This window comes from Pseudoxanthomonas sp. GM95, from assembly GCF_900109775.1.
Taxonomy (GTDB): domain Bacteria; phylum Pseudomonadota; class Gammaproteobacteria; order Xanthomonadales; family Xanthomonadaceae; genus Pseudoxanthomonas_A.
Map to the genome: position 1 here is coordinate 440095 of NZ_FOAX01000003.1, position 23283 is coordinate 463377.

17 protein-coding genes are annotated in these 23283 nt (G+C 68.0%); 7 read left to right on the forward strand and 10 right to left on the reverse strand.

The annotated features are described in order from the left end of the window. Window positions 1–12 precede the first annotated feature (12 nt). The 9 genes from BMZ17_RS16750 to BMZ17_RS21385 form a co-directional block, all read right to left on the reverse strand. Entirely contained in the window at window positions 13–714 is a 702-nt protein-coding gene (locus BMZ17_RS16750) for a DOPA 4,5-dioxygenase family protein (RefSeq protein WP_254775404.1), read from the reverse strand. A 208-nt stretch (window positions 715–922) separates the two neighbouring features. Continuing rightward, window positions 923–1255: a hypothetical protein gene (locus BMZ17_RS16755; RefSeq protein WP_139202976.1), complete on the reverse strand. Its 333-nt coding sequence runs from the start codon at window positions 1253–1255 to the stop codon at window positions 923–925. A 308-nt stretch (window positions 1256–1563) separates the two neighbouring features. Beyond that, window positions 1564–2283, reverse strand: coding sequence for a response regulator (locus BMZ17_RS16765; protein ID WP_093141227.1), 720 nt, complete (start codon window positions 2281–2283; stop codon window positions 1564–1566). Further along, on the reverse strand, window positions 2261–4924 hold the full coding sequence (locus BMZ17_RS16770; RefSeq protein ID WP_093141230.1) for a sensor histidine kinase: 2664 nt from the start codon (window positions 4922–4924) through the stop codon (window positions 2261–2263). The genes BMZ17_RS16765 and BMZ17_RS16770 overlap by 23 nt, the downstream gene beginning before the upstream one ends. 629 nt (window positions 4925–5553) lie before the next feature. Then, window positions 5554–6147: a potassium-transporting ATPase subunit KdpC gene (gene kdpC, locus BMZ17_RS16780; RefSeq protein ID WP_175485665.1), complete on the reverse strand. Its 594-nt coding sequence runs from the start codon at window positions 6145–6147 to the stop codon at window positions 5554–5556. Between the two features lie 56 nt (window positions 6148–6203). Further along, window positions 6204–8246 (reverse strand): potassium-transporting ATPase subunit KdpB, encoded by a 2043-nt coding sequence (gene kdpB / locus BMZ17_RS16785; RefSeq protein WP_093141237.1) that lies wholly within the window; start codon window positions 8244–8246, stop codon window positions 6204–6206. Between the two features lie 11 nt (window positions 8247–8257). Beyond that, window positions 8258–9961, reverse strand: a complete 1704-nt coding sequence (gene kdpA, locus BMZ17_RS16790; RefSeq protein ID WP_093141240.1) for a potassium-transporting ATPase subunit KdpA — start codon at window positions 9959–9961, stop codon at window positions 8258–8260. A gap of 201 nt (window positions 9962–10162) precedes the next feature. Further along, window positions 10163–10255, reverse strand: a complete 93-nt coding sequence (locus BMZ17_RS16795; RefSeq protein WP_093141244.1) for a potassium-transporting ATPase subunit F — start codon at window positions 10253–10255, stop codon at window positions 10163–10165. Beyond that, entirely contained in the window at window positions 10234–10362 is a 129-nt protein-coding gene (locus BMZ17_RS21385) for a hypothetical protein (protein WP_256371061.1), read from the reverse strand. The genes BMZ17_RS16795 and BMZ17_RS21385 overlap by 22 nt, the downstream gene beginning before the upstream one ends. Before the next feature lie 288 nt (window positions 10363–10650). On the opposite strand from BMZ17_RS21385, the gene BMZ17_RS16800 reads away from it, so the two are divergent. Continuing rightward, complete coding sequence (locus BMZ17_RS16800) at window positions 10651–10968, forward strand: hypothetical protein (RefSeq protein WP_093141249.1); 318 nt, start codon at window positions 10651–10653, stop codon at window positions 10966–10968. A 100-nt stretch (window positions 10969–11068) separates the two neighbouring features. On the opposite strand, the gene BMZ17_RS16805 is transcribed toward BMZ17_RS16800, so the two are convergent. Continuing rightward, window positions 11069–12196 carry a DNA topoisomerase IB gene (locus tag BMZ17_RS16805; RefSeq protein ID WP_093141254.1) on the reverse strand — a complete coding sequence of 376 codons (1128 nt, stop codon included), beginning with the start codon at window positions 12194–12196 and terminating at the stop codon, window positions 11069–11071. Window positions 12197–12302: 106 nt separating this feature from the next. Here BMZ17_RS16805 and BMZ17_RS16810 point away from each other — a divergent pair, with 106 nt between their 5' ends. From BMZ17_RS16810 to BMZ17_RS16835, 6 genes are all read left to right on the forward strand, one after another. After that, on the forward strand, window positions 12303–12665 hold the full coding sequence (locus tag BMZ17_RS16810; protein WP_093141258.1) for an I78 family peptidase inhibitor: 363 nt from the start codon (window positions 12303–12305) through the stop codon (window positions 12663–12665). Window positions 12666–12883: 218 nt separating this feature from the next. Beyond that, window positions 12884–17341 (forward strand): glutamate synthase large subunit, encoded by a 4458-nt coding sequence (gene gltB, locus BMZ17_RS16815; RefSeq protein ID WP_093141263.1) that lies wholly within the window; start codon window positions 12884–12886, stop codon window positions 17339–17341. A gap of 140 nt (window positions 17342–17481) precedes the next feature. After that, a complete protein-coding gene (locus BMZ17_RS16820; RefSeq protein ID WP_093141268.1) occupies window positions 17482–18933 on the forward strand; it encodes an FAD-dependent oxidoreductase in 1452 nt (483 codons plus the stop codon). 226 nt (window positions 18934–19159) lie between these two features. Then, window positions 19160–20209 carry an acyltransferase family protein gene (locus tag BMZ17_RS16825; protein ID WP_175485649.1) on the forward strand — a complete coding sequence of 350 codons (1050 nt, stop codon included), beginning with the start codon at window positions 19160–19162 and terminating at the stop codon, window positions 20207–20209. 745 nt (window positions 20210–20954) lie between these two features. Next, complete coding sequence (locus BMZ17_RS16830; protein WP_175485650.1) at window positions 20955–22022, forward strand: acyltransferase family protein; 1068 nt, start codon at window positions 20955–20957, stop codon at window positions 22020–22022. A 70-nt stretch (window positions 22023–22092) separates the two neighbouring features. After that, the gene (locus BMZ17_RS16835; protein ID WP_093141281.1) at window positions 22093–23280 is read left to right on the forward strand and encodes a benzoate/H(+) symporter BenE family transporter; all 1188 of its coding nucleotides are present in this window, start codon (window positions 22093–22095) and stop codon (window positions 23278–23280) included. Window positions 23281–23283: the final 3 nt, after the last annotated feature.

A 23283-nucleotide genomic window follows, 5' to 3' on the forward strand; every position in this document is an offset into this window, starting at 1 on the left:
GCGGCGCGCCGCTCAGGTCTCCAGCACAACGGTCGGCACGATGTTGGGATAGATCCGCTCCAGGTGCGGCTCACCGCCCTTTTCGAGATCGGGCATCTGATAGCCGTTGACCGGCTGCGAGCGGTTGACCCACAACGCGTAGTACAGATGGTCGGCACGCTCGTCGCCGGTGTTGGGATGCAGCAGGATGGTCAGGCCAAGGCTGTTCAACTGCAGCCACGGCACCAGCACCGGCAGCAGGTCGTTGGTGAAGCCGAAGTAGAACGACGGCGTGACATGCGGGCCGCGCGGCTCCAGGTTCCAGTTACCCAGCTCCACCGGGAAGCGCTCGATGGTCCACCGGCGGATCAGCGCGGCCTTCGCGTAAGTGTCGTCGTCGAAGTAGATATGCGCGTGATAACTCTTGACGTCGGTGTAAGCCCGCGGCTTGGCCGGCAAGGTCTTCTCGCCAGGGCGCACGCTGCGCGGTTGCGTCGCGGGTTCTTCCGCCGTGTGCTCGCCCCACGGACTCTTGCCTTGGTCCGGCGGCGGCACAATGGCGCGGAAGCCGGGCTTGTTGGGTGCGGTGAAATTTTGGCCGGTGACCTGCGCTGCCGCGGTGCCATTCCCCGCGATCGCAAGTCCACTCGCCGCCAGGCCCGCACCCGCAATCAGGCGCCGACGTGCGGGTGAAAGCAGGTCCGCCCAGCTTTGATCCTGTGGTGCGTTGCGCACCAAATTTCCATCGCGATCCAGAAGTCGGTGGGCATGTTCTTCATCCTGCGGATGCAGGCTAACTTCATGTGTGGAAGACATCGTCAGATCCCAATCGAGCCGCGCACCCCATGCGCGGCGTTAGACGATGTTAGGCACGCAAGCACAAGCAAAGTACGGTTCTACATATGTCGATCGCGCATGACGTCATGCACGAAGCAGGCCGGATTCAGGCGATGCCGTTGCAGCGAATACGCAACACCTTGTTCGCATCCGGGTCGTACTGGACTTCGATCACGCTGCAGCCTCCGTCGAAAAATATCGGCATCTCGCGTTCCGAAGCCAGATGCGCCTGACGATCACCGCCATCAAAGTCTTTGACGTAAATTCCAACCAGCATGCCGTCATTAGTCAGCGTGTAATAGCGCGTGTAATCGGACAACGGGGAGGCGCCCTTTGGCAGTGTCACCTGCTGCTCAAGCGTTTTCATCAGCTGCGCACCATCCAGGCGCCTGACATCAGGCCCAGTGCAGGCCGACATGAGCAGGGCTGCGAGCAGCATGCCAGTGAGCCTCATGGCACTTGGCCGTCAAAGATTTCTCGATCCGCTTGCTCCGCAGCATCGCTATGCAGGAAGAGCCGGAAGACAGGGCCATCTACTGGGCCGGTACCAAACAGAACAGAGCGAATACTCCACAGCGGATGAGCCTCGATATTGGGCGGAATCAAGATGCCTACGATCGCCTCGTCTCGCGCCCCCTCAAGTGCCCGCTTCAACTCTGCGACTGTGATATGCGACCCCACCATGTCATTGACCATCGCTGCACCCTTTTGGTGAACGTCTATTGGAGTCTGTCCGCCGTCGTCGCGTTATCCCAAGAACCGCAAACCCACGCCCGGCTCCGTCGCCAGGTACTTCGGATGCAGCGCCGAATCGCCGAGCTTCACGCGCAGCTTGCCGACCAGCACGCGCAGGTAGTGGGTGTCCTCGGTGTGGGTCGGGCCCCAGACTTCGCGCAGCAGCTGCGGCTGGGTGATGACGCGGCCGGCGTTGGCGACCAGCAGCGAGAGCAGGGCGAATTCCTTGCGGGTCAGCACCACCGCCGAGCCGTCGAGGTGTACTTCGCGACGGACCAGGTCGATGTGCAGGTGGCCATCGTCGAACACCGGCGGTGCGCTGGCGTCAGCGACCACGTGCTGGCGCAGCAGGCCGCGCACGCGCGCCATCAGTTCCTGCGTGCCGAACGGCTTGGTGACGTAGTCATTCGCGCCGGCGTCGAGCGCGGCGACCTTCTCGTATTCGGCCGAGCGCACGCTCAGCATCAGCACCGGCACCTGGCTCCATTGGCGCAGCTGGGCCAGTACTTCGTGCCCGTCCAGATCGGGCAGGCCGATGTCCAGGATCACCAAGTCGGCGCCATGCGTGGCCAAGGCTTCCAGGCCGGATTGCCCATCGGCCGCCTGCAGCACGATGTAGCCCTGCGCGCGCAGGGAGATGTCGAGGAAGCGGCGGATCTGCGCTTCGTCATCGATCACCAGCACGCGCGCGGGCGTGGTGGCGTGGGCGTCAATCGGCGTCGTCGGCGTCATCGCGGGGCGGTGGCTGCAGCAGCGGCAAGGTGATGCGGATCAGCGTACCGCGTCCATCCTGACCGGGAAGTGCCTCCACGCTGCCGCCGTGCGCGCCGATCATGCCCTGGCAGATGGTCAGGCCCAGGCCGGTGCCGTGGCGCCCGCGATCGCCGCGCTCAACGGTGTAGAACATGTCGAAGATGCGCGCGCGCTCATCCTCGGGAATGCCCGGGCCGCTGTCGGCCACATCGATGCGCACGCCGCCTTCGGCCAGGCGCGCGGACACCTGCACCGGCTCGCCCGGCGGGGAGAACTTTGCGGCGTTTTCCAGCACGTTGAACACCGCCTGCTCGACCAGCGCCGGATGCACCCACATCATCGGCAGCTCAGGTGCCAGCGACACATCGACCCTGGCGCTGGCCTGGTAGCGCTGCAGCCGGCGCACGGCCGAACCGACCAGTTCGTCCACACCGATCCAGTCGCGGTTGAGGGTCAGGCCGGTGTGGCCCAGGCGGGTCATGTCGAGCAGGTTCTGGATGTAGCGGTCCAGCCGCTCGCCCTCGGTGAGGATGGTGTCCAGCAGCGCGCGGCGGTCTTCCGGCGGCATCGCCTCGGCGTAGCCGGACAGGCTGCTGGCCGATCCGATCATCGCCGCCAGCGGCGAGCGCAGGTCGTGCGAGACCGAGGACAGCAGCGCCGAGCGCAGGCGCTCGGTTTCGCCGGTCATGCGCGCGTTTTCCAGGTCTCCGACCAGGCGCGTGCGCAGCGCGGCCTGGGCGATGTCCTCGACCATGGCTTCGGCCAGGCGGCGCTGCTCCAGGCCCAGGCGCGACTGGCGCGGCTCCATGCGCAGGCCGGCAGCGCCGATGGTGGTTTTTTCGCCAGCGGTCATCGGCACGAACCACCAGCCGGCACCGGCGAGCGTGTCGGTATGGCGTCCGCTGGGCGCGCCGTGGCGCTGGGTCCAGGCGGCAGCGGCCAGGTCCGTCTCGCCGAGCTTGGCCGAGGGCGCGGCTTCGACGTCATCGCCCACGCGCAGCCAGGCCTGTGCATCCAGCGCGCGCTCCATCGCCCGGCGGCCGGCCTGCAGCACCTGGCCCAAGTCGGCGGCGACGGCCAGTTCGCGCCCGAGTTGCTGCATCGCCGTGGCGTGGCGATTGGCCGCGGCCAGCGCCAGCACCTGCATGCGCAGGCGCGAGGCGAGCCGCCCGGCCACCAGCGCGGCGGCCAGGAACAGGAACACCGTGACCACGCCCTGCTGCGCGGTGATGTGGAAGGTGAAGCGCGGCGCGATGAAGAAGAAGTTGTAGGCCAGGAAGCACAGCGTCGCGGTCAGCACCGCCGCGGCCATGCGCGTGCGGGCGGCGACCACCACGACCGCGACGATGAACACCATCGACAGGTCGTCCAGCCCGATCCAGCGCTGCGCCAGCCACGCCAGCCCGATCGCCGCAGCGGTGGCCAGCAGCGAGAAGCCCACATCGTGCCGACCCAGCAGCTTCGGCAGTGCCTGGATGCCGCGCCGCGCGCGGGCCCGCGCCAGCGGCGTGCTGACGATGTTGATCTCCAGGTGCGCGCCGCGCTGGATCAATTGCTGAGTCAGGGTGCGGTTGACCATCCGCGCCAGCGGTCGCTCGCGGGTGCGGCCCAGCACCAGCGTGGACACGCCATTGTGGCCGGCGTGATCCAGCAACGCCTCGGCGATGTTGGGGCCGTGCAGCAGTTCGGCCTCACCCCCGAGGCGACGCGCGAGCGCGAAGGCGCGATCGATCTCCTGCTGGGTATCGGCATCGAACGCGCGGCGCTGCACGGTCACCACTGTCCACGGCGCACCGCGGCGCTCGGCGATGCGTCGGGCGACGCGCACCAGGTATTCGCTCTGGCCGCCGCCATCAATGGCGACCAGCACGCGTCGGCGCACCGGCACGCCCGCCTGGCCGCGCGCGGTGGCGTCCTCGCGCAGGGCGTTGTCCACGTGTTCGGCCGCGGTCTGCATGGCCAGCTCGCGCAGCGCGGTGAGGTTGGACGGCGAGAAGAACGCCTGCAGCGCCTGGGTGGCCTGCTCGGGCAGGTAGACCTTGCCCTGCTGCAGCCGTTCGACCAGCTCGCGTGGCGGGATATCGACCAGCACGATGTCGTTGAGCCGGTCGAACACCGCATCGGGCACGGTCTCGGACACGCGCACGCCGGTGATCCGCAGGACCATGTCGTTGAGGCTCTCCAGGTGCTGGACGTTGACCGTGGTCCACACGTCGATACCGGCATCGAGCAGTTCGGCCACGTCCTGCCAGCGCCGCTCGTGGCGGCTGCCGGGCACGTTGCGATGGGCCAGTTCGTCCACCAGCGCCAGCGCCGGCTTGCGCGCCAGCAGCGCGTCCAGGTCCATCTCCTCCAGCGTGCGCCCCTGGTAGTCGATGCGCTTGCGCGGCTGCTGCGGCAGGCCTTCGGTCAGCGCGGCGGTCTCGCTGCGGCCGTGGGTCTCGACGATGCCCACCACCAGGTCGGTCCCGCGCTTGAGCTGTTCACGCGCGCGGCTGAGCATGGCGTAAGTCTTGCCCACGCCGGGCGCGGCACCGAGGAACACGGTGAGCTTGCCGCCGTGTTCGCGCGCGAGGCCTTCGATGAGGGCGTCGGCTTGGCGGGTGCGGGAGTCGGTCATGGCTTGGATTTTGTGCTTTTTCTGCTGGGCTTTGTGGTTTGTTCTATGCGCTTTGCATCGCTTAGGTGCCAGAGCTTTCACGCCCTTCGGGCGCGAGTGACTTTTGTCGCGGCAAAAGTCACCAAAACCGCTACTCGCCGGACACTCGCCGCCGCTGCGCGGCGGTCCCCTGCGCTCCTCGAAGAAGACGGCACGGCGCCCAAACTCGCTTCGCTCAAACAGGGCGCCTCTACGGCCGTCTTCTTCTGCGGTGCTCGGCTCGCTTTACGGCTCAGACAGGGAAGCGAAGAGCAACCGCAACGGCGAGAGCAGGAGCACAGGCAGTTGCTCTGCTCTTGCTTCCAGATCCCCGTAAGGCACGGCGCAGCGGCGAGGTAAAGACCCGCAGGGCGCGGCACACGGATGTGCGGCGTTTTTGGAAGGGACAGGGATGTTCCTTCCAAAAATCCCTTGCCGCGTAGCGGACCTGCGCGAAGCGCAGGCGTGCCGCCCGGGGCGTGTTGACCAGACATGCGTCTCTGGAAAAGCGCTTCTTTGCCCAGCTTTCTTTGCACGAGCAAAGAAAGTGGGTCGGGCGGCGAAGCCGCACGAAAGCCCTTGCTCTGAAAGAGAACGCCAGAAGCAACCGATCACTGCTTGGACGCAGCCGCCTCCAACGCCAAATTCAACTTCAACACGTTCACCCGCGGCTGCCCGAACACGCCGAACTGCTTGCCAACCGTATTCGCCTGCACCAGCGCAGCCACGGCGTCCACGGACATCCCCCGCGCCCGCGCCACACGCGCAAGCTGTATGCGCGCCGCCGCCGGCGAAATCTCCGGATCCAACCCACCGCCAGACTGCGTCACCAGATCCGACGGCACCTGTGCAGGCGCGACGCCCTCGCGCGCAGCAATCTCGGCGATCGCCTCATCCACCCGCTTGATCGCGTCGGGATTGCTCCGCGCCTGGTTGCTGCCAGCCGCAGCCATCGGGTCGTACTTAGCGGCAGACGGCCGTGGATGAAACCACCGGTCACCCACGAACGGCTGCGCCACCAGCGACGAGCCGATCACGGTGTCGCCCTGCCGTAGCAAGCTGCCGGTGGCCTGCGTGGAAAACGCCGCGCGCGCCAGGGCGGTGCCGGCCAGGGAATACAGCAGGCCCATCACCAACAATGCGATGAGGGACAACACCAGGGCGGGGCGCCAGGCGGCGCGGTCTTGCAACGTTTGCGATGACATGGGAACACCTTTGAGCGCAGGGCGGGACATCAGGGGCTGGGCAAGGTCGATGCGGCTCATGCGCCCACCGTCGCGGCCAGCAACAGATCGATCAGCTTGATCGCCACGAACGGCAGCGCCACGCCGCCGACGCCGTAGACCAGCATGTTCCGGCGCAGCAGCACCGTCGCGGTGGCCGGGCGGAAGCGCACGCCGCGCAGGGCCAGCGGAATCAACGCCGGGATGACCAGCGCGTTGAAGATCAACGCCGCCAGCACCGCGTTGCGGGGGCTGGACAGGTGCATCACGTTGAGCGCGGCCATCGATGGGATCGCGGCGGCGAACAGCGCCGGCAGGATCGCGAAGTACTTGGACACGTCGTTGGCCAGCGAGAACGTGGTCAGCGCGCCACGGGTGATGAGCTGCTGCTTGCCCACTTCGACCACCGCGAGCAGCTTGGCCGGGTCGCTGTCCAGGTCGACCATGTTGCCGGCCTCCTTCGCCGCCTGGGTGCCGGAATTCATCGCCAGGCCGACGTCGGCCTGGGCCAGCGCGGGCGCATCGTTGGTACCGTCGCCGACCATCGCCACCAGGCGCCCGCCGGCCTGTTCGGCGCGGATGCGCGCCAGCTTGTCCTCAGGTCTCGCCTCGGCGATGTAGTCGTCGACGCCGGCCTCGGCCGCGATGGCCGCGGCGGTGAGCGGGTTGTCGCCGGTGATCATCACCGTCTTGATGCCCATCTCGCGCAGGCGGGCGAACTTCTCCTTGATGCCGTGCTTGACCACGTCGGAGAGCTCGACCACGCCCAGCACGTGGCGCCCTTCGGCCACCACCAGCGGCGTGGCGCCGCCGCGCGCGACCTGCTCGACGCGGCCAGCCAGTTCCGGCGGCACGCTGCCGCCCTGCTCGGCCACATAGCGGGCGATGGCATCGGTGGCACCCTTGCGGATCGCGCGGCCGGCCACGTCCACGCCGGACATGCGGGTCTGCGCAGTGAACGCCAGGTACTCGGCCTTGTCCGGCTCGGTGGTGGTGCAGCCCTGCTCGCGCGCCAGGCGCACGATCGATTTACCTTCCGGCGTGGGATCGGCGAGCGAGGACAACAGCGCCGCCTCGCGCAGCTGCGCACCGTCGATGCCGGCCAGCGCGTGGAAGTGCGTGGCCTGGCGGTCGCCGTGGGTGATCGTGCCGGTCTTGTCGAGCAGCAGCACGTCGACGTCGCCCGCCACTTCGACCGCCTTGCCGGATTTGGCCAGCACGTTGGCGGCCAGCGCGCGGTTCATGCCGGCGATGCCGATGGCCGGCAGCAGGCCGCCGATGGTGGTCGGGATCAAACACACCAGCAGCGCGATTAGCAGCAACGGATCGACCTTGACCCCGACGAAGGCGCCGATCACCGGCAGCGTGGCGACCACGACCAGGAAGGTCAGCGTCATCGCCGCCAGCAGCAGGGTCAGCGCGATCTCGTTGGGCGTCTTCTGGCGGTTGGCGCCTTCGACCAGCGCGATCATGCGGTCCAGGAAGCTGTGGCCCGGCTCGGCGGTGACCTTCACCAAGATCTCGTCGGTCAGCACTTTGGTGCCGCCGATCACGCCGCTGCGGTCGGTGCCGGCCTCGCGCAGCACCGGCGCGGATTCGCCAGTGACTGCGGCCTCGTTGATCGTGGCCAGGCCGCGCACGATCTCGCCATCGGCCGGGATGAAATCGCCGGCCGAGACGATCACGTAGTCGCCCGGACGCAGGTCGCTGGCCGGCAGGCTGATCTCGGCCGCGCCGGGCAGCGCGGTCTCGACCTTGCGCGCCATCAGGTCCTGGCGGGCGCTGCGCAGCGAGGCGGCCTGGCCGCGGCCGCGGGCTTCGGCGATGGCCTCGGCGAAATTGCCGAACAGCACCGTCAGCAGCAGGATCGCGCTCACGGCCAGGCCGAAGCCCAGCGGCGCGTCGCCGCTCAGCGTGACCAGCAGGCTGACCAGGGTGCCGGCCATGACCACGGCCATGACGGGGCTTCGGATCAGCTTGGCGGGGTTGAGCTTGAGGACCGCATCGCGCAGGGCGGCGTTGATGGCCGCGCCATCGAGCAGGCGCTGTGGCGCGCGGTGGGAGTGGACTTGGGTGTTCATCGTGGAAACCTTCAGTGCGCAATCAGCGCGAGGTGATCGGCGACCGGGCCCAGCACCAGTGCCGGCATGAACTGCAGCACGGTCAGGACCAGGATCACCGCGATCAGGGTCAGGGCGAAGGTGGGTGTTTCGATCTGCAGGCTGCCGGGCGATTCGGGTGCCTGGCGCTTGGCGGCCAATTGCGCGGCGACCACCAGCGGCACGATCAGCGCCGGGTAGCGCCCAAGGATCAGCAGCAGCGTGCAGCTCAGGTTCCACCATGGCGTGCCATCGCCCAGGCCTTCGAAGCCCGAGCCGTTGTTGGCGAACGCCGAGGCGTACTCGTAGAACACCTGGCTGATGCCGTGGAAGCCGGGATTGGAGTTGCCGGTGATCGACGGGATGGCCAGCGTGAGCGCGGTGAAGCCCAGCAGCACGATCGGCTGCAGCAGGATCAACAAGGCGAGCAGCTTGACCTGCGGCGTCTCGATCTTGCGGCCGAACAACTCCGGCGTGCGCCCGGTCATCAGGCCGGCCAGGAACACGCCCAGCAGCAGGTAGACCATGAAGGCCTGCAGGCCGCAGCCGATGCCGCCCCAGATGGCGTTGATCAGCATGTTGACGATGGCCACGCCGCCGCCCAGCGGGCTGAGCGAGTCATGCATGGCGTTGACCGAGCCGTTGGACGTCTGCGTGGTGAGCGACGCCCAGAGCGCGGAGGCATCGGCGCCGAAGCGCACTTCCTTGCCTTCCATCAGCATCGGACTGGCCGATATCGACGAATGCCCCTCGGCCCACACCAGCGCGGTGGTGGAAGCGGCCGACATCAGCAGCATGCTGCCGAAGATCAACCCGGCCAGCTTCCTGCGGCCGGTGAACGCGCCGACCATGAACACCACCGCGATCGGCACCAGGAGGATCGCCAGGCATTCGAGCGCGTTGGAGAACGGGGTCGGGTTTTCCAGCGGCATGGCGCTGTTGGGGCCGTACCACCCGCCGCCGTTGGTGCCCAGCTGCTTGGCCGCGACCATCGCCGCGACCGGGCCGAGCGGCAGCTTCTGCGCGGTGAAGTCTGTGCTGTGTTCGACCGGCGTGGCGGTCGGGCCGGCCTGCAACGTCGACGGCACGCCCTGGCTGCCCAGCAGCAGCGTCCACAGCAGGCACAGCGGCAGCATGAAGCGTACGCACGCACGGACGGCATCGGCGTAGTAGTTGCCCACATCGACGCTGCGCGCATCGCCTTCCTGCGCGCCGGTTGTCTTGCCCTTGCCGAAGAATGCACGCAGCGTTGCCACCGCCAGGCCCAGGCCCATCATCGGGGTGACGATCTGCAGGCCGGTGATGGCCACCATCTGCGACAGGTAGGACAGCTGCGCCTGGCCGGAATAGTGCTGCTGGTTGGTGTTGGTCAGGAACGAGACCATCGTGTGCAGCGCCAGGTCCCAGCGCATGTTGGGCACGGCATCAGGATTGAGCGGCAGCCAGGCCTGGGTCATCAGCAGCGTCCACACCAGCACGCCGACCACCGCGTTGCTCAGCACGAAGGCGCCTGCATAGCCGCGCCAGGACATGCCGCGCGCAGGGTCCACGCCCAACACTTTGTAGAGCGGCTTTTCGACCAGGCCGAACACCGCATCGCCCGCCATCGGCGCGCCGCGCATCACCCGCGCCAGGTATAGGCCCAGGGGCCAGGCCAGCACCAGCGCGGTGCCGACGATCAACAGGATTTCGATCATGTGTAGGGTCCTAGAGCGTGCGATGGGTCTTGAGGTGAGACGCGTTGGTTGTCAGCGGTGCGGCGCGCGCGTTGCGTGGCGCAACCTTGGCTGGCCCGCCAAGGCAAGCCATGCGGCCCGCGCTCGGCGCCGCTGACGGCTAACCCGTTGGGACGCCGCCCAGGCGGCTTCGCGCTCACCTCAAGGCCCATCGCCCGCTCTCTAGAAGTCTTCGGGTCGCAGCACGACGTAGAGCAGGTAGGCGCCGGCGACGATCACCAGGGCGCCGCAGATCAGGGCAAGCCAGCCAGGCATGGCAGGTCTCCGGTCAGGTCAGAAGGTGCCTGCAGCGTGGCTTCCACGCGGGCGCCGGCAACCAGTCCGAAGGACAGCAGCGCACGGCAGTGCAGGGACGACAACATGCAGGGCAACTCCAAGGCGGCGGACACCACGTCCGCCGAAGGCCGTCATCGTCGGCCTGGACCCCGTAAAGTCTCCACGCGCAGCCGGCGGCCGCGGCGTAAAAAACGCATCAATTCTTGCGGGCCCCGCCAGCCCTGGCGCGCTTGCGGCGTGGCATCTGCCACCTCGCACAGCACTGGCGCACGCAAAACGTCGGCGCGTGTGGCAATGCCGGCACAGGACTTCATCAAGCCGCAACACGCCAGCGGCAATGCTTGGCCCGTTCGCGCCCCACCGGAGAGTTCCACATGCGCCTTGCCCTTGCCGCCGTTGCCGTTGTCCTGCCGCTTGCCCTGTCCGCCTGTGCCTCGGCGCCGCTGGCCTTCGAACCCCTGGACGGCACCATCTCCGGCACCTGCCACACCGACATGGTCAAGGGCGCGGTCGGCCTGGCCGCCGCGCAGCCGACCCTGGAGCGCATCCGCGTGGACAGCGACAGCACCGCGCTGACCACCGGCAAGGGCACCAGCGGCACCGAAGGCGGTTCCTCGGTCAACGTGGAAGTGGGCGAGAACAACGCCATCACTGCGATCAGCTGCAGCGGCACCCAGGTCGCGTCGAACTGAGTCGCGCACCGCGGCGTCGGCTGCGCATGCAGCCGATGGCGTGGTCATCCAGTTTCCAAGCAACGGCCGGCCAGCATGCCGGCCGTTTTCATGCGCGCCCTCAGCGTGTCGCCGCCGCCACCTTGCGTGCGCTGCGCACCGAGACCTTGTGCACCTTGGCCAGCAGCTTGAGCGCGGCCTGTTCCCACTGGCGTTCGCCGCGCGCGCCTTCGGCAAGCTTCTGCAGGCGGCCGTCTTCCCAGGCCACGAACATGCACGGATCGATGTAGGCCTTGCGCGCCACCGTGGGCGTATTGCCCAGCGCCGCGGCGACCTCCTTGATCACCGCGTTCTTCGCTCGGTTCAACGCGGCCTTGCTCGCAGGCTCGGGCAGCGGCGTGGCGGCCAGCAGCTTGAACGCGGCCAGCGTGCCGCCCCAAGTGCGGAAATCCTTGGCGGTGAAGTCCTCGCCCAGCACTTCCTGCAGGTAGGCGTTGACCGCGCCGGAATCGACCGGCTGCAGCGCGCCCTCGTCATCGCGGTACTGGAACAGCGCCTGCCCCGGCAGGTGCTGCACGGCGCGGATCAGCTTGACCAGGCGCGCATCGTCGATGCCGATGTCGTGCTCCAGCCCGCCCTTGCCGCGGAACTTCAACCGCACCCGGCCATCGCGGGCGAAGGCAACATGGCGATTGCGCAGCGTGGTCAGGCCGAACGACCGGTTGTCGCGCGCATAGGTCGCATTGCCGATCCGCACCAGCGTCTCGGCCATCACCGCCACCACGATCGCCAGCACCTTCTCGCGCGGGAAGCCGCGCAGCGCCAGGTCCTGGCGCAGTCGCCGCCGCAGCCGCGGCAGCGACGCGCCGAACTGCACGATGCGGTCGTACTTGCCTTCGCCACTGATCTGCGTCCAGTCGGCGTGGTAGCGGTATTGCTTACGCTTGCGCGCATCGCGCCCGGTGGCCTGCAGGTGGCCGCGCTGGTCCATGCAGATCCACACATCGGTGTAGGCCGGCGGGATGGCCAGCGCACGAATGCGGGCCAGCGCGCGCTTGTCCTTCAACGTGACGCCCGCTGGCGTGCGATAGCCGAAGCCGGTGCCGACCTTGCGCCGCGCATAGCCTGGATCGGCATCGGTCACGTAGACCAGGCCCGCCTGCGCGGCGATGCCGGCCGCCTCGGGCGGCACCACGGCCACGTCGGGAATCGAAGCGCGCTTGCGCGCGGAAGGTGCGGATCGGGCCATGTGCGCACCAAGGTGTCGCGCGCGCCATGAAAACCCCGTCAAGCAGCCACGCAGCCAAGGCCTCGCTGGTTAACATGGGGCATCTTCTGCCCCCTGGAGCCCACGCATGTCCCGCATCGTGCTGCCGCTGTCCCTGCTTGTCCTGTCCCTCGCCGCCTGCAGTGGCCCGACTCCGGACGAACAGCAACAGGCCGTCGCCCAATCCGAGCAGCGCGCCGAAGCCGCGGCCACCACCGCGCCCGATGCCGCCGCACCGGTCGACGCCAATGCCTGCGATGCCACCCAGGCGCAGTGGATTGTCGGCAAGACCCCGACCGAGGCCGACACTACCCAGGCCAAGACCGACGCAGGCGCCACCACCGTGCGCCTGCTCAAGCCCGACCAGGCCGTGACCATGGAATTCAACGCCGCGCGCCTGAATGTGGAGCTGGACGAGAAGGGCGTCGCCGCCTCGGTGCGCTGCGGCTGAATCTGCCGAAAGACGCGCGCGCCTGCAGGTTTTTCGGCAGCGCGCGCGGCCGTTTTTTGTTGCCCCTGAAACCGTCTGCGCACCATGTTGGCGCAGCCGTTGCGGCGGCGCACCAACTTGTGGTGTCATCGCAAGTCCGGTGACACCTCTTTCACATCTGCGCCGCCCAATGAAGGGCACGGGTGCCGCCTCACCTTCTCCGTTTTGAGGTAGCACCAATGGCCCCCCGCAACCGCCACGGGCTGTACGACCCCAACGATGAACGCGATGCCTGTGGTTTCGGCATGGTCGCGCAGTTGGACGATCAGCCTTCGCGCCAGCTCGTTGATACCGCCATCTCTGCGCTGTCGCGCATGACCCACCGTGGTGGCGTCGCCGCCGACGGTCTGACTGGCGACGGCTGTGGCCTGCTGATCCGCAAACCGGAACTCTTCCTGCGGGCGCTGGCGCGTGAGGCCAACATCACCGTGGGCGCGCTGTTCGCCTCGGGCCTGGTGTTCCTGCCGCGCGATGCGGACCTGGCCCAGCAGTGCCGCACCCAGCTGGAAAGCGAACTGGCCACCGTCGGCGTGCGCGTGCGCGGCTGGCGCGTGCCGCCGACCGACGACGTGGTGTGCGGCGAGCTGGCCAAGAGCACGCTGCCGCGGATCGAGCAGATCTTCGTCGAGGCCGGCGAAGGCCAGGACGTGGACGCCTTCACCCTGGCGCTGTTCCTGGCCCGCCGCCGCAGCGAGCAGGCCGTGCGCGATGCCACCGCCGACTATTACGTGGTCACCCTGTCGCCGCACTCCATCGGCTACAAGGGCATGGTGCTGCCGGACAAGCTGGCGATCTTCTACCAGGATCTGCAGCGCAGTGACCTGACCTCCAGCGCGATCGTGTTCCACCAGCGCTTCTCGACCAATACGCTGCCGCGCTGGCCGCTGGCGCATCCGTTCCGCATGCTCGCCCACAACGGCGAGATCAACACCATCGAAGGCAACCGCTCCTGGGCGCAGGCGCGCAGCAAGGTGTGGAAGACGCCGAAGTTCGACATCGGGCAATTCAACCCGGTGATCTCCATGCACGGCTCGGACTCGCAGAGCCTGGACAACATGCTGGAGCTGCTGATCGCCGGTGGCATGGACCTGCTGCAGGCGCTGCGCATCCTGGTGCCGCCGGCGACCCAGTCGCTGGAGTTCAAGGACTCGGACCTGGCCGCGTTCTACGAGTTCTACGGCCTGAACACCGAGCCGTGGGACGGCCCGGCCGGCATCGTCGCCTGCGACGGCCGCTATGCCGCGTGCATGCTCGATCGCAACGGCCTGCGTCCGGCGCGCTGGATGCTCAGCTCCGATCGCCACTTCCTGGTCGCCTCCGAAGCCGGCGTGTGGGAACTGCCGGCCGAGCGCATCGTGCGCAAGGGCAAGCTGGGCCCGGGCGAGATGATGGCCATCGACCTCAAGCGCGGCGATCTGCTGGATTCGGACGCGATCGACCGCGTCAATCGCGCGCGCGCGCCATACAAGCAGTGGCTGCAGCAGGGCGTGACCTACCTGCAGACCGAGCTGATCGATCCGTCGCTGGTCGAGGAACCCTTCGACGAGAAGACCCTGCGCAGCTATCACAAGCTGTTCCAGCTCAGCACCGAGGAAGTGGAGCAGGTGCTGCGCCCGCTGGCCGAGATGGAGCAGGAAGCCACCGGCTCGATGGGCGACGACACGCCGATGGCGGTGCTGAGCCAGCACACCCGGCCGCTGTACGACTACTTCCGCCAGGCGTTCGCGCAGGTCACCAACCCGCCGATCGATCCGCTGCGCGAAGACTGCGTCATGTCGCTGTCCACCCAGCTCGGCCGGGAGACCAACATCTTCCACGCCGGCCCGGAGACGGTGAACCACGTCATCCTCAACTCGCCGGTGCTGAGCCAGCGCAAGCTGCGTCAGCTGTTGAAGATGGACCAGTACGCGTCCAAGAACCGCCTGATCGACCTGTCCTACAGCGTCGAGGAAGGCCTGAAGGCTGGCATCGAGCGCATCTGCGCCACCGCCGAGGCGGCCGCGCGCGACGGCATGATCATGCTGCTGCTGTCCGACCGCTATCCGACCCCGGACCGGCCGATGGTGCATGCGCTGCTGGCCACCGGCGCGGTGCATCACCACCTCTCGCGCGTGGGCCTGCGCTGCGACGTCAACCTGATCATCGAGACCGGCACCGCGCGCGATCCGCACCACATGGCCTGCCTGCTGGGTTACGGCGCCACCGCGGTGTATCCGTACCTGGCCTACCAGACTCTGTTCGACCTGGGCCGTCGCGGCATCCTGCAGCTGAAGAAGGGCGGCGAGCAGGCCCAGATCGGCCGCAAGTACCGCAAGGGCATCTACAAGGGCCTGTCCAAGATCATCTCCAAGATGGGCATCGCCACCATCGCCAGCTACCGCGCCGCGCAGCTGTTCGAGATCGTGGGCCTGGACGACGACGTGGTGGAACTGTGCTTCACCGAGACGCCTTCGCGCATCGGTGGCGCCGGCCTGGCGCGCTTGGATACCGAGGCCCGCCAGCTCACCGCGCGCGCCTGGAACGACCTGCTCAAGCCCGAAGTCGGCGGCCTGATCAAGTACGTCCACGGCGGCGAGTACCACATGTACAACCCGGACGTGGTGCTGACCCTGCAGCGCGCCACCCGCAGCGGCCAGCAGGCCGACTGGCAGGCCTACGCCGATGCGGTCAACCACCGCCCGCCGTCGGCGCTGCGCGACATGCTGGTGCTGAAGAAGGCCGACACGCCCACGCCGCTGGACCAGGTGGCCGAGGCTGGCGACATCCTGCGTCGCTTCGATACCGCGGCGATCTCGCTCGGCGCGCTCTCGCCCGAGGCGCACGAGGCGCTGGCCATCGCCATGAATCGCCTCGGCGGTCGCAGCAACTCCGGCGAAGGTGGCGAGGACCCGGTCCGCTACGGCACCGAGAAGCGCTCCAAGATCAAGCAGGTCGCCTCGGGCCGCTTCGGCGTCACGCCCGAGTACCTGGTCAACGCCGAAGTGCTGCAGATCAAGGTCGCCCAGGGCGCCAAGCCCGGCGAAGGCGGCCAGCTGCCCGGCCACAAGGTCAACGAGACCATCGCCCGCCTGCGCTATGCCAAGCCCGGCATCGGCCTGATCTCGCCGCCGCCGCACCACGACATCTATTCGATCGAAGACCTGGCCCAGCTGATCTACGACCTCAAGCAGGTCAATCCGACCGCGCTGGTGTCGGTGAAGCTGGTCAGCCATGCCGGCGTCGGCACGATCGCCGCGGGCGTGGTCAAGGCCGGTGCGGACCTGATCACCGTGTCCGGCCATGACGGCGGCACCGGCGCCAGCCCGCTCAGCTCGATCCGCTACGCGGGCGGGCCGTGGGAACTGGGCGTGGCCGAATCGCACCACGCGCTGGTGGTCAACCAGCTGCGCGACCGCGTGGTGCTGCAGACCGACGGCGGCCTGAAGACCGGCCTGGACGTGGTCAAGGCCGCGCTGCTGGGCGCCGACAGCTTCGGCTTCGGCACCGGCCCGATGATCGTGCTGGGCTGCAAGTACCTGCGCATCTGCCACCTCAACAACTGCGCCACCGGCGTGGCCACGCAGGACGAGCGCCTGCGCGCGGACTACTTCACCGGCCTGCCCGAGCGCGTGGAGAACTACTTCCGCCTGCTCACCGAGGAAGTGCGTCAGTGGCTGTCCTACCTGGGCGCCAGGTCGCTGGATGAAATCATCGGCCGCACCGACCTGCTGGAGCAGCTCAACGTCTCGCCGCGCGAAGGCGTCAACGTCGACCTGTCGCGCCTGCTGGCCGGCGCGCAGTTCGACAGCAGCACCTGCGCCGCGCAGCGCCTGTACGAATCGCCCGACAGCCTGGCCACCCAGCTCGACGGCCTGCTGGCCGAACCGATCCGGACCAAGGCCGGTGGCGACCACCGTTTCCTGATCCACAACACCGACCGCTCGATCGGCACGCGCCTGTCCGGCGCCATCGCCCGCGCGCACGGCAACACCGGCATGGCCGACACGCCGCTGCAGCTGCGCTTCCGCGGCAGCGCCGGGCAGAGCTTCGGCGCGTTCAACGCCGGCGGCCTGCACATGGAGCTGGAAGGCGAAGCCAACGACTACGTCGGCAAGGGCATGGCCGGCGGCCGCCTGGTGGTGCGTCCGCCGCGCGGCGCGCGCTTCGAGGCCCGCAATACCGCGATTCTGGGCAACACCTGCCTGTACGGCGCCACCGGCGGCGAGCTGTATGCCGCGGGCCGGGCGGGCGAGCGCTTCGGCGTGCGCAACTCCGGCGCGCTGGCGGTGATCGAAGGCGCCGGCGACCATTGCTGCGAATACATGACCGACGGCGTGGTGATGGTCCTGGGCCGCACCGGCCTGAACTTCGGCGCCGGCTTCACCGGTGGCCTAGCCTACGTGCTGGACATGGACCGCGACTTCGTGGACCGCTACAACCACGAGCTGATCGACATCCATCGCATCAGCCCGGAAGGCTTCGAGAACTACCGCCAGCACATCCACACGCTGATCCAGCGCCACCGGGAACTCACCGGCAGCATCTGGGCCCAGCAGATCCTGGATGAGTTCCGCGACTACATCGGCAAGTTCTGGCTGGTGAAGCCCAAGGCGGCCAGCATCGAATCGCTGACCGACGCCCTGCGCAGGGCCGCGTGATGACCCCTCGCCCTGCCGCACAGCGCCTGCCTGGCAAGGACGCGCGAAAACCGGCGCGCGCGTAACCCGCGCGCCGACCTTCCACGCACGCCGTATCGCCTGGTCACCACGCCGGGCGCATGAACTAGCCGAGACACGCCATGAGCCGCAAGCAAGCCTTCCAGTTCCTCGAATTGCCCCGCCAGATGCCCCAGCGCATCCCGGTGGAGCTGCGCACCTCCGGCGACTGGGGTGAGCTATACGGCAAGTTCGACAAGGCCGACGCGCAGTACCAGGCCGGCCGCTGCCTGGACTGCGGCAATCCGTACTGCAGCTGGAAGTGCCCGGTGCACAACGCCATCCCGCAGTGGCTGCAGCTGGTCCAGGAAAACCGCATCCACGAAGCAGCCACCCTGTGCCACACCACCAACCCGCTGCCGGAAGTCTGCGGCCGCGTGTGTCCGCAGGATCGCCTGTGCGAAGGCAGCTGCACGCTGGAGGAATTCGGCGCGGTCACCATCGGTGCGGTCGAGAAGTACATCGTCGACACCGCCCTGGCCACCGGCTGGCGCCCGGACATGAGCAGCGTCACCCCGACCGGCAAGCGTGTGGCGGTGGTCGGCGCGGGCCCGGCCGGCCTGTCCTGCGCCGACAAGCTGGCCCATGCCGGCGTGCAGGCGGTGGTGTTCGACCGCTATGAGCAGATCGGTGGGCTACTGCAGTTCGGCATTCCCAGCTTCAAGCTGGACAAGTCGGTGATCTCCACCCGCCGCCAGGTGCTGGAAGGCATGGGCGTGGAATTCCGTCTGGGCGTGGAAGTGGGCACCGACGTGACCATCGCCCAGCTGCTGGAAGAGTTCGACGCGGTGTTCCTGGGTACCGGCGCGTATCGCTACACCGATGGCGGCCTGCCCGGCCAGGACCTGGAAGGCGTGCTGCCGGCGCTGCCGTTCCTGGTGCAGAACGCGCGCATCGTTACCGGCAGCGACACCTGGGGCCGGCCGATCGCCGGCTGGGAAGACAAGATCACCCTGCCCGACCTCACCGGCAAGCGCGTGGTCGTGCTGGGCGGCGGCGACACCGGCATGGACTGCGTGCGCAGCGCCATCCGCCTGGGCGCGGCCAAGGTCACCTGCGCGTATCGCCGCGACGAGGCCAACATGCCCGGCAGCGCGCGCGAGGTGGCCAATGCCCGCGAGGAAGGCGTGCGCTTCCTGTTCAACCGCCAGCCGCTGGCCGTGGACGCAGGTCCGGACGGCAAGGTCTGCGCGGTGCGCGTGGTCGAGACCCGCCTGGGCGAACCCGACGCACGCGGCCGCCAGAGCGCCGAGCCGATCGAAGGCAGCGAATCGCTGCTGGACGCGGATGTGGTGATCATCGCCTTCGGCTTCTCGCCGACGCTGCCCGAGTGGCTCACCGCCATCGGCGTGGAAGGCCAGTCCAACGGCCGCATCGTCGCCGGTGGCGAAGCCGAGGGCCGCCTGCCCTACCAGACCACCAACCCGAAGCTGTTCGCCGGTGGCGATGCGGTGCGCGGCGCCGACCTGGTGGTCACCGCCGTGGCCGAAGGCCGCGACGCAGCGGCCAGCATCGTGGCGGCGCTGCTGGGCTGAACTCGCCCGGGCCGACAGCGGTCCTGTACGCAACGCCTCGACAGGCCCCGTTTTTGACGGGGCCTGTTCGTTTGCGCTGCTAGAGCTGGATTCACCGGCTCATCCCCCACGCAGCACGTCGCGTCTGGACCGGCATCGCGCTGTCTTGTCCTGGCTCCGTGGTCGTTGCCCGGTGCTGCGCGTGTCGGTGGTTCGCAACGTGCTGCCCGCCACGGAACCCACGCGCATGCCCGCACGCCCCGCAACGCCTGCCCGGCGCCACCAATGGATCGATGTCCTGCGCGGCACCAGCGTGCTGATGGTGATCGTGCTGCATGCGTACCAGTACGCGTTCTCCGGCTACGTGCCCGATGGCGTGGAGATGCGCCACAGCGCGCTGACCGATGCGGTGCGCGCGGTCAACGTGGCCTGCGCGCCGTTCCGGATGCAGCTGATGTTCCTGCTGTCGGGCCTGTTCGTGGCGCGCAGCCTGGACAAGGGCAGCGCGCCGTACCTGCTGGGCAAGCTACGGCACGTGCTGTATCCGTTCCTGTTGTGGTCGCTGGTGATCTTTCTGATCCGCGACGGCGGCGCGGCGCTGCTCAAGCGCGAGCCGGTCCAGTGGGCGCAGCTGGGGATGATCGTCACCGGCACCAGCACGCTGACCTGGTTCCTCTACGACCTCTTTATCTTCTACCTCGTCACGCCCTACCTGCGCCGCTTCAATCCGCTGCTGGTGGTGCTGGGTGCTGGCCTGCTGGCGCTGCTGGTGCCGCCGTCGCTGTACGTGCAGCCGGCGCTGTTCTACTACTTCATCTACTTCTTCGTCGGCGATTACGTGACCCGGGCGAAGATCGATCTGTCCGCATGGCCCGGCCTGGGCTGGCTTCTGTTGTCGGCCGTGTCGCTGGTGGCGCTGATGCTGGTCGCCCATCTCGGCGGCCTGCCCAAGCAGTGGCCGGGCTACCTGCCGCTGGTGCTGGGTGCGCTGCCGCTGCTGGTGCAGGCCGCTGCGTTCGCAAGCCGGTTCGCGTGGTCGGCGCCGCTGACCTTTGTCGGCCGCAACTCCATCGTCTTCTACCTGCTGCACTACCCGCCGTACATCGTGCTGGCCTATCCGCTGCACAAGCTCAGCCATGACGGCACGCTGCTGCTGGGCGCATTGCTGGCCGCCGGCCTCGGCGTGCCGCTGCTGGTGTGCCTGCTACGCGACCGGTTTGGCGTGGGCGCGGTGAATCTGCTGTTCTCCATGCCCGACCGCGACGCGCGCCAGCGCCTGCTGACCCAGCGCGCGTAAGGCCACGGCGCCGCGGCCAGCATCGTGGGGGCGCTGCTGGGCTGAGCAAAGCCCCGGCGGCATCGGATGCAAGTCGCTCCGGTGTCGTCGAAACCTGTCATGGGCACCGTTTCTGGGCGATGCGGCACGGCCCCATCACCTACATGCAGCCTGTCCTGGTGATGGTCCTGGGTCGATGAGCTGCGATGACCTGAGTCAACATGCGCTGCCTGACGGCTTCGCTGGCCAGGCGTTTGTGCGACCGGGAGCAGCCGGCTGTGCTGCAGGTAGGCCGCACGAACCGGGCTCACACGCCGCGTCTCCGCCAGACAGCGATGCACAGAACAGGCCGTGATCGCCCACGGGGATGGCGGGAGTGATTGCGCGCACCAAGGCCGGCCTGGCCATCGCCTTGATGCGGGTCCTCTCGGCGCATTCGGCCATGGGGAAAACACCTTGCTAGAGGCATTCCGCATAGCCATGCCCCGACACGACGGTGCCGGCCACAGCAGCCCGAGGCGCAACCCACAGCTTGCGATCGTTTGCCGACAGCAGACCGACGCCAACCTGTGGATTCGCGCGTCGGAGTGGTCTGATCTACCCCTCTCGCAGGATAAGGGCGTGAGTCCAAGCACTGTAATCGTTGACACACATCACTTTTTTTGAGAGAAACGACGCCCGCGGGCATAACCGACGTGCGTTGAAAACCGTGTGCAATATGAGGCTGCTGGACGCCCCCAACGCTGACACAGACAGGAGTCGCCCAATGCAGCACGTACCGCCCACCCCGGATGGCCGGCAGACCTGGATCGACTTGCTGCGCGGCGCCAGTGTGCTGCTGGTCATTCTCTTCCATTCGCTCGATTTCGCCCTCGCCTCCGCTGGACGAGGCTCGCCCTCGGTCCAGGGCAGCACGCTCCTGCAGGCAGTCGACCTGTTCAATGGGACCATGGGCCCGATCCGAATGGAACTGATGTTCCTGCTGTCGGGCGTCTTCGTGGGCCACGGGCTCAGGAAGGGCAAGACCAAGTACATCACCGGCAAGATCCACAACGTGCTGTATCCGTTCGTGGTGTGGGCGCTGATTAATTTCGCCCTACACACGTCCGGCTCGGTACTGATCAAGGGTGAGCCGATTGCCTGGCGCAACCTGGTCGACCTGCTGCTGGGGGACGGCCCGCCGACCTGGTTCCTGTTCGACCTGTTCGCCTGCTTCCTGATCGTGCCATTCATCCGGCAGTTCCCGCCGCTGCTTGTGCTACCCCTGCTTGCCTGCGGCTCCCTTTCGCTTAGCGGCGCCGAGCTTGGACGCGGCGCGGACTTCCTCTATTACCTAGCCTACTTCTACAGCGGTGACTTCATCGCCTGCTCGCGGTGGAATCCGGGCACGCGCTGGGGACACTGGGGTCTGTTGGCATCGGGCTCGTGCATCGTGGGCATCGTCATGCTGGCCAACCGGACCCACTTCGAGCACACCTGGATCGGCTACCTGCCGCTGGTGCTCGGCAGCCTGCCCCTGATCGTGAGGGTCTCGATGCTGGCCGTCCGCACGCCGCTAGCCGCGCCGCTGATCTATGCGGGCCGCAACTCCATCGTGTTCTATCTGGTGCATTTCACCCTCTTCATCGCGCTGGTGCATGTCCTAGAGAAGCTCACCAGCGACGGCCCGCTGATCTTCGCGGCTCTGCTGGCCAGTGGCATCGCGCTGCCGGCGCTGATGAGCATGGCAAGGCAGCGACCGTCGTTTGCATTCATCGACCTGCTGTTCTCGATGCGCACGTGGGCGCCAGCGCGCAACGGCCATGCGTTGCCCAGCAGCGCCACCAGCACCTGACCGGGCCCACCCGCTGGGCCTGGTAAATCCTGGCGGATAAGCTGTGCGTCTCCCCGTTCCACGTCCTCGCATGCCTCCCCACTCCCCTGCGCACCTGCTGCGTGATTCCTCCCTGTCGGCACTGGCGGCCGGCTTCGTCACCGTGCTGGTGGGCTTTGCCAGCTCGGCGGTGATCGTGTTCCAGGCCGCGCAGCAGGTCGGTGCCAGCCAGGCGCAGATCAGCTCGTGGATCCTGGCCCTAGGGCTCGGCATGGGCGTGACCTGCATCGGCCTGTCGCTGCGCTATCGCGTGCCGGTGGTGACGGCCTGGTCCACGCCGGCCGCGGCGATGCTGGCGGCCACCACGACAGGCTTGCCGCTGTCCGATGCGATCGGCGCGTTCGTGGTGTGCGCGGTGCTGGTGGCGATCGCCGGGTTCTCCGGCGTGTTCGAGAAGATGCTTGGCCGCATCCCGCTGCCGCTGGCCGCCGGCATGCTGGCCGGCGTGCTGCTGCGCTTCGGCCTGGATACCTTCGTGGCGCTCAAGACCCAGCCGCTGCTGGTGCTGGTGATGCTGGGCGTGTACCTGGCCACGCGCCGGCTGTGGCCGCGCTATGCGGTGATCGCCACACTGCTGGTCGGCATCGCGATCGCCGCCGGCACCGGGCTGCTGCACCTGGGCGGCGTGACGCTGGCGCCGGCGCGGCCGGAATGGGTGACGCCCACCTTCTCCTTCGCCGCGCTGCTGGGCATGGCGCTGCCGATGTTCGTGGTGACCATGGCCTCGCAGAACGTGCCCGGCGTGGCGGTGATCCGTGCCTCGGGTTACCAGGTGCCGGTGTCGCCGGTGATCGGCTGGACCGGCGCGTTGAACGCGGTGCTGGCGCCGTTCGGTGCGTTCTCGCTCAACCTGGCCGCCATCACCGCCGCGATCTGCATGGGCCCCGAAGCCCACCCCGATCCGCAGCGCCGCTATATGGCCTCGGTCTGGGCCGGCGTGATCTACCTGATCGTCGGCGTGTTCGGCGCGACCGTGGTGACGCTGCTGGCGGCGTTTCCCAAGGAGCTGGTGATGGCCATCGCCGGCATCGCGCTGCTCGGCACGCTGGGCAGCAGCCTGGCCGGCGCGCTCAAGGACGAAGGCAGCCGCGAGGCCGCGCTGGTGACCTTCCTGATCACCGCCTCCGGGCTGACCCTGGCCGGCATCGGCGCGGCGTTCTGGGGCCTGCTGGGCGGCGTGCTGACGTTGCTGGTGCTGCGACCGCGCAAGGCGCCCTGATCC